Source organism: Cupriavidus sp. 96C5-1 (assembly GCF_057798855.1).
Genome location: NZ_JBYOJU010000092.1, coordinates 1 through 10,790 on the forward strand (window position 1 = coordinate 1; position 10,790 = coordinate 10,790).

Consider the following 10,790-nt stretch of genomic DNA (forward strand, 5'->3'; position numbering starts at 1 on the left):
GGCAGATGCGTGAGCCACCACGGGCCATTGCCATCAGGGGCGCTATACTGAAACCAGTGCCATCCGCATTGGCAATGCCGTTCGCGCCGGTAGCGTCAGCAGTTCATTAGAACTGACGCGCCCACCACGAATCCGCAACGTCCCCAAGCCCGACACGCCAGCCCCCCTGCAAGGGGTCGCTTTCTTTTGGTTACTTTTCTTTACGAGTAAAGAAAAGTGACACCTCCATGTGCCCATGAGCCCGACACCACTCCGCCTTTAGGCCCTGCAGACCTGAATCAGGTCCCTACAACAGCATGAGGTCCTACTGAAAACCAAATACCTCCATGCGCCCATGAGCCCGACACCACTCCGCCTTCAGGCCCTGCAAACCCAAATCAGGTCCCTACAAACACACAAAAAAACCCCAAGAAACCAAACCCTCGTCATTCCCCCTCAAACGGCACAAGCTTCCCATCCCGCGACTGATACCCAAGCTTGGCATCTGCCCCCATCATCCTCTCCCACGCCACCATGGCATCCGCCACGGCATTGGGCTCACCCTTGAATACCAGGACATCATTGCCGCAGTTGGGACACTGCCCGCCGAACACGGCATCGATGCCGCGCAGATTGGGCGCGTCGATCGCATCGAAGGTGCTGAACGCGGTCTTGCACGAGCCGCATACCAGTTGCGCGGGCCGCATGGCCTCCAGCCGCGCGCGGGCCTGGTCGGCACGCTCTGCCTGGCTGCCCCGTCGTTTTGCTTCACCCATGATGTACTTCCTTCCACAGCTTGTTTGCTGCGCTCTGTCTTGATTGATCGATAACCTGGTTGATCGGTCGGCTGATCGCCACGCCCATGCCTGCCGCCTTCGTTCAGAACGGCAGTGGCCCGATCGCGGATTGCGGCGCCACCGGCGGGAATGCGATCTGTCCGGTCTGGCGCTGCAGCGCATAGCGCACGTACACGCCGGCATACCACTGCCGGTAGTCGCGCGCATTGTCGATGCCAAGCAAACCACCCACATACAGTTGCTGGGCCGCCTGGTATTCGACCGAGCCAACCAGATTGTAGGCCAGGCCGGTCTTGGACTGGCCTTGGTAGACCGCCGATGCGGTATTGGTCAGGCCTTTGCCGTTGGCTGTCGCCATCGCCGAATTGGCGGCCGCCTGTGCCGCGGCATCGGTCGGGAAATAGTTCGAATCGTTCTCCCGGAAGGCCTGCATGCCAAGCGCGCCGCGCACATTGTAGGCGAGGCGGCCGCTGCGGCCTGCCAGCGACAGCGGCACGGTCACGGCAAAATAGGTCTGCGGGCTGAAGTAGCCACCCTGGCCGAAGGTGAAATAGCGCAGGTTTTCCGCATACCCCATCGAGGTGAAGTTGACGCCGCTCATCAGCCGCTGCTCGGCCGTGTCGATCAGGCGCAGGTAGAAGCCGCCACCGCCTTCCCATCGGGTGTTGCGCTTGACGTCGTGCCCGGTCAGCAAGCCGTAGCCGCCGTAGCCGTAGATGCCGAAGAAGCCGTCGTCCCAGCCCAGGTCGGCACGGCCGCTGCTGTTCATCACGCCACCCCACTGCAGGCCGATACGGTCGTCGCGCACCCCGGCATAGGACAGCAGGCTGTCCGTCACGGGCCGACGCGAAGCACCCAGCGATAGCGTGGTGCGCTGGGACAGCGGCAGGTTGAGGCGCGCGCCGGCGTTGACGTCGGTGTAGCGGAAACCCAGCGGCGTGCTGCCGATATCGGCGTTGAAGCGCTCGGACTCGTAAGCCACGCTGACCGCTGCCCCGAAGGCATTCTGCGACCCTGCCGACGTGGATCGCAATGGCGCACCGGACAGGTTGACCGGCTGGCCGCCAACCGGGAACGCCAGTGGCCCGCCGCCGAAACGGGAGGCGCTGTTGTAGTCGCCGCCCAACGAGCCGCTGTCGAGCGTCACCGGCGTCACGCGTGCCACCAGCTTGCCGTTGCCTGCGGCCATCTTGCCCTCGGCGATGACCTGCATCTCGGTCAGTTGGCTCATGCCGGAATCGCCGCTGCGCGCGCGCAGCGTGGGGCCGCCGGCGAGCGTGCTGGTACGCTGCGATTCGATGTCGCGCAGTTCGTCCTGCGCGGTCTTGGGGCCGGTCGGGTTTGCCTGCGAATCGGCGTCGGCCAGCCAGGGCGCGCGGGACTGCGCGCCAAACGGCTGGCGCGCCGGCGCGGCGGGTGCCGGTGCCGATGCCGCCGCGTAGGCCTGGGTCGCGGCCGGGGCGGCATACTGCGCCACGGGATACTGCGGCGCCGGAACCTGCTGGGCAGGATATTGCGTCGGGTATTGCGCGGCGGGCTGCCGGGCGGCCTGGGTGTTGGCCGGATACGCCGGATAGGCCTGATAAGCCGTGCTGGCGGTCTTGCTGCCGCGCGTGTTCTTGCCGCGCGTGGCGGTGCTAGCGCCTGCCTGCTGCGGATAGTAGACAGCCGGCGCTTGCTGTACCGGCGCCTGCGCCTGCTGCGGATAATATGCCGCGGGTTGCAGCATCGGCGCCATGCCCTGTCCGCTCGCGGCCGTCATCGGTGCCGGGATATAGGGCTGGCCGCCCGTGTTCATCGCCACCGGCAGCACCGCCTCTCCTGCCGCTGCGCGGCTCGGGCCCGGCACGATCGGGTAAGGCGCCTGCGAGCCCGGCGGCGGCAGTTGCGAGCTGGGCCGCTGCCCAGGCAGGCCGACAAAGGGATTGGACGGCACGCGGTCGAAACCGGCACCGTCCGGACGCGAGAACGGCGTCGATGCACCCGCCGAATTCTCGGCCGCCACCGCCGCGCGGAAGTAGTCCGCCGCGCGCGAGGTCTTGCCCTGGGCACGGTAGAGCCGGCCCGCGGCGGTCAGCACCTTGGGCGACTTGGGCGCCTGCGCCAGCGCCATCTGCAGCGTGCCTTCCGCCCAGCTGAATTCCTTGGCGGCGGTCGCGGTGCCGATGGCCGCCAGCATCAGGTCGAGATTGCGCGGATCCTTCTCCAACACGCTCTCGTACAGCGTCAATGCCTTCTTGTTTTCGCCCGCCTGCGCGTACATGCGCGCCAGGCTGGAACGCACTGCGCTGCTACCGCCGCGCTCGGAGAGCGCTGGCGCCAGCATGTCGTAGGCGGCCACCAGATCGCCGCTCTCCGTCAGTGCATCGGCCTGGCGCACGATATAGGCCACCCGCAGATCGTCATAGTCGCGGCGTTGAGACTGGCTCAGGTTGGCGTTGGCGAGCTGGCGCAGCACGCCGGCCAGCTCCACGTCCTGCCTGGTCTTGAGCAGGATGGCGGCGTATTGCAACTGCATGCCGGTATCCGGGCGCACGGTACGGCCCATCACGGTACGCATCAGCGACAGCGCGCGCGCCTCGTCGCCGGCATCGGCATAGGCCAGCGCCAGCGCACCGAGCTGGTCGGCGTCCTGCTGGGCGTAGCGTTCGGCCTGTTGCAGCACGCCCTGCGCGGCAGCCTGCTGGCCAGCCGCGGCAAGCCCGCTGGCGCGCGCCGCCTCGGCGTGCACCCACAGGCGGCGCTGCAGGGTGCCGATGTCGCGCGTGCGGCTCTGCGGGGGAATGCGCTCCAGCGCATCGAGGCCGCCCTGCCAGTCGCCGGTCTCCGCGGACAGCAGCGCGCTGGCGTAGAGCGCGTCCGGCATATTGGGGTTGGACAGCAGCAGGCCATCCATGATGCTGCGCGCCTGCTCCTTGAAACCCATCGAGGCATAGGCGCGCGCCACATCGAGCCGCACCCATGGGTTCGACGGATCGGCCGCCATGGCGTCTTCCAGCGCGCGGCGCGCGCTGGCGGTGTCGCCGCGCTGCAGCGCGGCGCGGGCCTGGCCGCGCGCCTCCTCTGCGCGCAGCTTGCCAAGCGAGCCGACCTTGTCCTGTTGCGCCGGCGTCAGGTTCTGCACGATCGCCAGCGCTTCGGCGCTCTTGTTCTGCGCCGCCAGCACGCCCACCAGGCCACGCGTGGCGTCGGGATTGTCGGGCTGCTGCTTGAGTACGCGGCGATACGCGGCCTCGGCCGGGGCGTACTGCCCTTCCTCGGCCATCACGTCGGCCAGCGCCACCTGGGCGGAAGGCTCGTGCGGATCCAGCTTGATCGCGCGCTCCAGCAGGCTGCGCGCCTCGGTGCGGTTGCCCGCGCCGCGCGCGGCATTCGCCTGCTCGGACAACAGCCAGTAAGTGGCGCTGTTCTGCGCGCTGCGGTAGCGCCCGCCCGCGCCACGCCTGGCGGCCTGGTCGAGGTAGTCCACCGCCTCGGCGAACTTCTCCTGCTTGAGGCGCAGCACGCCCATGCCGCCAAGCGCGTCGGCGTCTTCGGAGCGTTGTTGCAGCGCGGTCTGGAAGTGCTCGCCGGCACGTTCGAGATCGCCCGCGTCCATCGCGTCGAAGCCCTGCTGCACGATCTGGCGTACCGGGTTGCTGGCCGCGCCGGCCACCCGCGTGCCCTGCTGTTGCTGCTGCTGCTGGACCTTGATCGCATCGAGCTTGGCCCGGATGGTCTCGTCGTCGGGATGGCTGGCCAGCCATGCCTGGTACATCGGCGCGTCGGCCGGGCGGCCGCCCAGCCAGGTCAGCGCCCGCCGCCAGCTCTCGCCGGCGGGACCCGCCACATCGCTGCTCTTGGAGAGTGCCTCGAGGTGGCGAATGCCCTCGCGCCGGGTCGATTCGCGATAGGTCAGGTGCTGCGCCAGCGCCAGCTGGGCACGGTTGTCGGACGGATTGGCGCGCGCCAGCTGCTCCAGCCCCTTGCGTGCCTCTTCCCAGCCTTGCGCGGTGCCGCCCAGGGTCTGGTAATACTCCAGCGCGAGGTTGCCTTGCGGCGTGGTGCCGCCGGCGGCTTGCTGGTAGCGCTTGACCGCTTCCTCGCCCTGGCCGCTGCGCGCCAGCTGGCGCGCTTGCTCGAGCTGCTGGGTAACGCCGCCGCCGCTGACGATCTGCGTGAGACGCCCCACCAGCGGCGAGCCGGGCTGGGCCTTCTTCAGGCGTTCCAGGTAGGTGCGCGCACTGTCGGCGCGGCCGGATTCAGCCTCGGCCACGCCCATGCCGTACAACGCATCGGGCTGGGCCGCGTTCAGCCGCAGGAGCTTCTGCCAGGCTTCGGCCGCGCGATCGCTGCGCCCGCGCTCCTGCCAGTACTTGCCCTGGTCGACCAGCAGCTTGACCGGGTCCTCCTGCGCCGCGGCGCCGGTGGCGAATGCAGTCAACAGGCTCAGCACCAGGGTCTTGGCACGCAGGTTGGCGCGCGCAGCGCCGCCGGTGTCTGCCAGGCCGCCCCTCGGGGCGGATGCGTTCGCGCGTCCGTTCATGGCCGGGCGCTTGCGGTTCGACATGTTTTCTCCCACTCCAACTCCAGTTGCCCCGAAGGCGCGAACCGGTAGCGGCCTTCGGCAAAGCCGAGGCCGAATAATCCCAATACGGTGTCGTAGTACGTGGCCGCGGACTTGCCGGCTGGCGCGGCGGCGTCGAGCATCGACTCGGCGCGCGCGCGTTGCGCAGCAGCCAGCGCCGGCGCTCCGGCCGCCTGCAGGAAAGGCAGCAGCGCGGCCGAAAATGCCAGCGGGCCCTCTCCTTCCAGCGCGCCGCTATCGGCGTGCATGCGTTCGGGCGGCGCGGCGCGTCCCGCCATACGCTGCGCCTGCGGCGCCAGCGCCTTCATCAGCACGCCACCGGCGGCATCGCGGCGCGGCGTCATGCCGGCCCACAGGTAGACGCGAATGGCGTCGTAGCTGCTCACGTCGCCCTTCACCGGGTCGGTGACGAAGGCGCCGCTGCCGGGCTGCTCGCTGCGGTAGGCCGGCCAGTCGGGCACGATGCCTTGCCTGGCCACCGCCTCCACCAGCTTGCCCGCCTGCGTGGCCAGCGTCGCCCACGGGCCCGCCGGGTCGGCGGACGCCAGGCGGCGCAGCACGGGCACCGGCAGGTAGCTGGCGTTGAGACGCCACAGGTGCGGGCCATCGGCATTGCCTTCGACGAAGCCCTGCGGCCCCGGCAGCAACATCGTACCGAAGCCGGGCAGGGACACCACTTCCTGTTTGGCCACCAGTGCGAGCAAGGCGCGCGCCTGCTCGGCATAGGCCGGCTGCCGCCACAGGCGCGCCGCCTCGAGCAGAGCGAAGGCGAACCACAGGTCGGCATCGGACGCCGGGTTGGCGTCCATCACGCCCCACGAGCCGTCGGCGCGGTGGCCCCACTGCCAGGCCGGCAGCTTGTCTTGCAGGCTGCCCGCGCCCAGGTTGGCGATGCTCCATTGCCAGAGACGGTCGAAGGTGACGCGGTCGTTGGCCAGCAGCGCGAACACCATGCCGTAGGACTGGCCTTCGGAGGTGCTTTGCAGCGCCTTGGTGGACGGATCGAGCACACGTCCGTCGCCCTGCACGAAATGGGAAAGGAACTGCTGGTACAGCGGCCAGGCGCAGACCATGGGTGCAGCCGCCGCCTTGGGCGCAACGGCCGGCCTGGCCGCGTCCGCCAGCGCCGCCCAGCCGCCCACGGCCGCCAGCACGCCGGCCCCGGGCAGGGCGGCCAGCCAGCGGCGGCGCGGCTGGCTCGGGTTCATGCGTGTTCTCCCTTCTTGCGCTGGCGGGCGCGTGCCCGCAGCGACAGGAAGAGCAAGGCTGCCAGCGTCAGCGAGGCGCCCCCGATCATCAGCACCATGGCCAGGGGCCGCCGCGAAAGCCACCATTGCACATAGGTCCAGGGCGCCAGCTTGCCCACGTAATAGTTCTGCTGCGCCGCCAGGCTGTCGATGTCCTTGCCGTGCACCAGCACCAGGCTGCCCTGCACATGCGTGACCTGCTCGGGATCGAGCAGCACGTCGGTCATGGCCAGCAGGCCTTGCGGCGCATTGCTGGTGACCGCCACCACGCTGCGCCCGGACGCCAGCGGCGACTCGAAGCCGCTGAGCGTGGCGTCGGTGGCGGCGCTGCTGACCGACATGTGCGTCTCCACCGGGCGGTTGCGCGTGCCGTCCGCGCCATTCCACCAGCCCATCACCGTCGAGACGGCATCCGTCAGCGAAAAACGCTTCTCATTGCCCACCAGTGACACCGGCATGCGCTCGGCCCACTGCGTGAAGAGCGGCTGGGACTGCGCGGTGCCGATCACCAGCAGATCGCGCTGGGCCTGCTTGTCGACCTGCGACGCGCCGCTGACCGCCACACCGGTGGCGGGGTAGCCGGTGGATTCGCCCATGCGCCCCATCAGCGTGAGATAGGTCGAATAATCCTCGGCGCCAGGCTTGTCCGGCAGGATCACGGCAGTCTCGGAAAGATCTGCCAGCCGCGTGAACGGGAAGCCGCTGTTGCCGAACACCGCCAGATCGGGCAGCGCGATGAAGTGCGGCAGGCCGGTCACGTCGATGGTCGAATCGGGATCGATCGCGCCCTTCACGTTGTCGAGCAGCACGTCCTTGCACGCGCCCTGCTTGAGGTAGTCGTAATAGAAGTGGAACTGCAGCTGCGACTGCGCCGGCAGCATGAACAGCGGCAGGTCGATGCGCTCCTTGACCGGCACCGAGCCGTCCGGCAGCACCTTGGCCAGCAGTTGGCTGGCGCGGCCGTCCTGGTTCTTGACCGAACGCAGCGCATAGGCGCGCAGGAACTGGCGGTTGACGTTGATATTCAGCGTGGATTTGTCCACCACCGGACGCGGCGTATAGCGGTACTTCAGATCGATGGGGATACCCTTGCTGCGCCAGCCGAACAGGTCGGGCGGCAGCCGGAAGTTCACGCGCACCAGGTCGGGGTTGTAGCCCGAGACGTTGAGATCGCGCACTTCGGTGAGTTCGCCGAAGCGCACCGGGCGGTCGCTGCGGATCCAGTTGGGCGCGTCGTACGGCACGCGCGGCGCCACGTCGTCGAGCTTGTTGATGGTGGCGCTCTGCCCGGACAACGCCCGCGCGCCCAGCGTGAGCGCGCGCGCGGCGGTCTTGAGCTCGGCGCTGTCGCGCCCCATCACCAGCAGCAGCTTGCCATTGGCGTCGGCCGGGCTGGGCACCACCGCGATCATGGGCCCGTTGATGGCCGGCACCTCCACCCCGGCGGGCTTTTCCTCGTTGGTGACGAAGACCACCGCATTGCCGGACGCCGGCACCTGGTTGAGCGTGGCGGAGAAGGACGCGCCGCGATAACCGGCCAGCGCGCCGAACCACGACGACACCGCGCCGGCCGCTTCCAGCGTGGCGGGCGACGGCGCGCCGGCGAACACGAAGGGCAGCCTGAGGCGCCCCGTGTCGCGGCGGTCGAAGAACGGCAGCGGCAGCAGCGATAGCTCGTTGGCCAGCGCCACCGGGGTCAGCGTGAGTTCGAGCACGCTGCTGTTGCCGATGGTGGCCCACAGGCTGGAGTGGAAGGGGTCTTCGCAATCGGTGGTGTAGTGGCCGATCAGCTGCAGGTTGAGCCGGTTGAACTCGCTGATGAGCCGCGGCTCGATGGCCAGCTCGCGCTCCAGGCTGGTGCCCGCGGTTTCCTTGGGCACCGGCACGGTGGCGGCAACCTCGCCGTTGAGCATCACGTTGATATGCGACAGCGCAGGGATCAGCGCCGGCGAATAGGTGTAGCGCAGCTTGAGGCGCGCCGCGGTCACGACCTCGTCGGCCCGGATCGAGAACGGCACGCCGTTGATGCCGTCGACGCCGCGCAGCTGGAAGGGCACATCGGCGCCCAGCTGCTTGAACGTGACCTGCGCCGTGCGCGCGCCGCTGCGGGGCGCGCCGGTGGCGGCCTGCGCGGCGGCGCCGGCAGGCGCCTGCGCCGTTACCGCGTCGCGCGTGGCGTCCGGCATGGCGGCGCGCTGGGCTCCCGCCGGCGTCATGGTCAGCATGGAGAGCGCCAGCAGGGCGCCCAGGCGTGTGAGCACGGGCAGGCGCGCGGCCGGGCGGGCGCGCAAACGTACGGGCAAGCGTGGTGTCTTGGTCAAACGCATTCTCTAGTTTTGCCAGTGGTCCGTTGCGTGGCCAGGCCGGTGCGTGGCACAGGCACGTGGCCGCTCAGAAGGCCGGTCAGGGAGTGGAAGAGGCGCCAGGCTCGGGCCGCCGCAGCAGCCGGCGCATCTCGCGGCCCAGGTGGAACATCACGTTATGGAAACCGAGCAGGCCGATCCGGAAAATCTGGCCGGCGGCCAGGCCAGGGGCATCCGGACGCTTGCGGCCCCAGGAATCGATCCAGGCATCGGCGCGCGCGAAGGTGCATTGCACGAACGCCATTTCCTCGCGCGGGCTCATCTTCCCCAGCACCAGTCCGGTGTGCGACTCGCCCTGGAATACCACCTTGGCCGGGAACATATGCTCGTCGTTCTGCAGGTAGAGCGAGATCTGCACCGCGTCGCCTACGGTCGCCTTCATGCCCGGCGGCAGCCGCATGCCGATGCCGCCCTCGGCGAAGTCGATGGTCTCGCACACCACGGCACGGCCATCGGCGAAATGCAACGTGGCAGGCAGCTTCATCGCCACCCGGTGCGCCACGCGGATCTGCCGCGTCTCGCTGGCCACAGCAATGGAAGCGCCGAGAATGATCAGGTTGTAGAAGGTCCAGATCAGGTTCAGCACCACCGTGGTGGCCTCGAACTGGTTCCACAGGAACAGCCGCAGGAAGCCCACCACCACGCCCAGCAGGTTGAACAGCAGCAGCACCAGGTAGGGCCGCGAGATCACCCAGTCGAAGTAGGCTTCCTCGATCACCCCGCCCTTGGGCGTCACGTTGAACTTGCCGGCCGCGGGGTTGACGAAGGCCACCAGCACCGGCCGCATGATGTACCACGCCAGCACCGATTCGTAGACCTCGTTCCAGAACGAATGCCGGAACTTGCCCTGGATGCGCGAGTTGCTCATGTTCGCGTGCAGCAGGTGGGGCAGCGCGAAGATGGCAATGGTCAACGCGGAGGCCTGGATCACGTGGGCGCCGAACAGCAGGTAGGCCAGCGGCGCGGTCAGGAACACCAGCCGCGGCAGGCCATAGAAGAAATGCAGCATGGCATTGAGGTAGCACAGCCGCTGCGGGAGCGACAGGCCCGGCCCGAGTAGCGGATTGTCCACCCGGCAGATCTGCGCCATGCCGCGCGCCCAGCGGATACGCTGGCCCACGTGGCCCGAAAGGCTTTCCGTGGCCAGCCCCGCCGCCTGCGGAATCGCCAGGTAGGCGGTGCCGTAGCCCTTGCGGTGCAGCTTGAGCGCGGTGTGCGCGTCCTCGGTCACGGTTTCCACCGCGATGCCGCCGACCTCCAGCAACGGGGCGCGGCGGATGATGGCGCACGAGCCGCAGAAGAACGTTGCGTCCCACAGATCGTTGCCGTCTTGCACCAGGCCGTAGAACAGTTCGCCCTCGTTGGGCACTTCCTGGAAGGTGCGCAGGTTTTTCTCGAACGGATCCGGCGAGAAGAAATAGTGCGGCGTCTGCAGCATGGCCAGCTTGCCGTCCTTGAGGAACCAGCCCATGCAGATCTGCAGGAAGGAGCGGGTGGGAATGTGGTCGCAGTCGAAGATCGCCACGTACTCGCCATACGTGTTCTTGAGCGCCTCGTTGATATTGCCGGCCTTGGCGTGGCGATTGTGGTTGCGCGTGACGTGGGTGACGCCGACCCGCTCGCAGAACTCGCGGAATTCCTCCCGCCGGCCGTCGTCGAGCACATAGACATTGATCTTGTCGCGCGGCCAGTCCAGCGACATGGCGGCGAACACCGTCGGCTTCACCACCGAGAGCGGCTCGTTGTAGGTCGGGATGAAGATGTCGACCGTGGGCCAGTTCGCGCTGTCCGGCGGCATCGGCACCGGGCGGCGCTGGAGCGGCCACGCGGTCTGGAA

The 10,790-nt window shown here is 68.5% G+C and carries 5 protein-coding genes; all 5 read right to left on the reverse strand.

Going from position 1 to position 10,790, the window contains the following annotated elements; all coding sequences use genetic code 11:
• Positions 1–425: 425 nt before the first annotated feature.
• Positions 426–755, reverse strand: coding sequence for a hypothetical protein (locus AC3FOF_RS43995; protein ID WP_017224899.1), 330 nt, complete (start codon positions 753–755; stop codon positions 426–428).
• A 103-nt stretch (positions 756–858) separates the two neighbouring features.
• Positions 859–5,325, reverse strand: coding sequence for a cellulose biosynthesis protein BcsC (locus tag AC3FOF_RS44000; protein WP_488730248.1), 4,467 nt, complete (start codon positions 5,323–5,325; stop codon positions 859–861).
• Entirely contained in the window at positions 5,298–6,551 is a 1,254-nt protein-coding gene (gene bcsZ, locus AC3FOF_RS44005; RefSeq protein WP_488730249.1) for a cellulose synthase complex periplasmic endoglucanase BcsZ, read from the reverse strand. The genes AC3FOF_RS44000 and bcsZ overlap by 28 nt, the downstream gene beginning before the upstream one ends.
• Positions 6,548–8,815, reverse strand: coding sequence for a cellulose biosynthesis cyclic di-GMP-binding regulatory protein BcsB (gene bcsB, locus AC3FOF_RS44010; protein WP_488730251.1), 2,268 nt, complete (start codon positions 8,813–8,815; stop codon positions 6,548–6,550). The genes bcsZ and bcsB overlap by 4 nt, the downstream gene beginning before the upstream one ends.
• Before the next feature lie 178 nt (positions 8,816–8,993).
• A partial coding sequence (gene bcsA, locus AC3FOF_RS44015; protein ID WP_488730250.1) for a UDP-forming cellulose synthase catalytic subunit occupies positions 8,994–10,790 on the reverse strand: 1,797 nt, incomplete at its 5' end.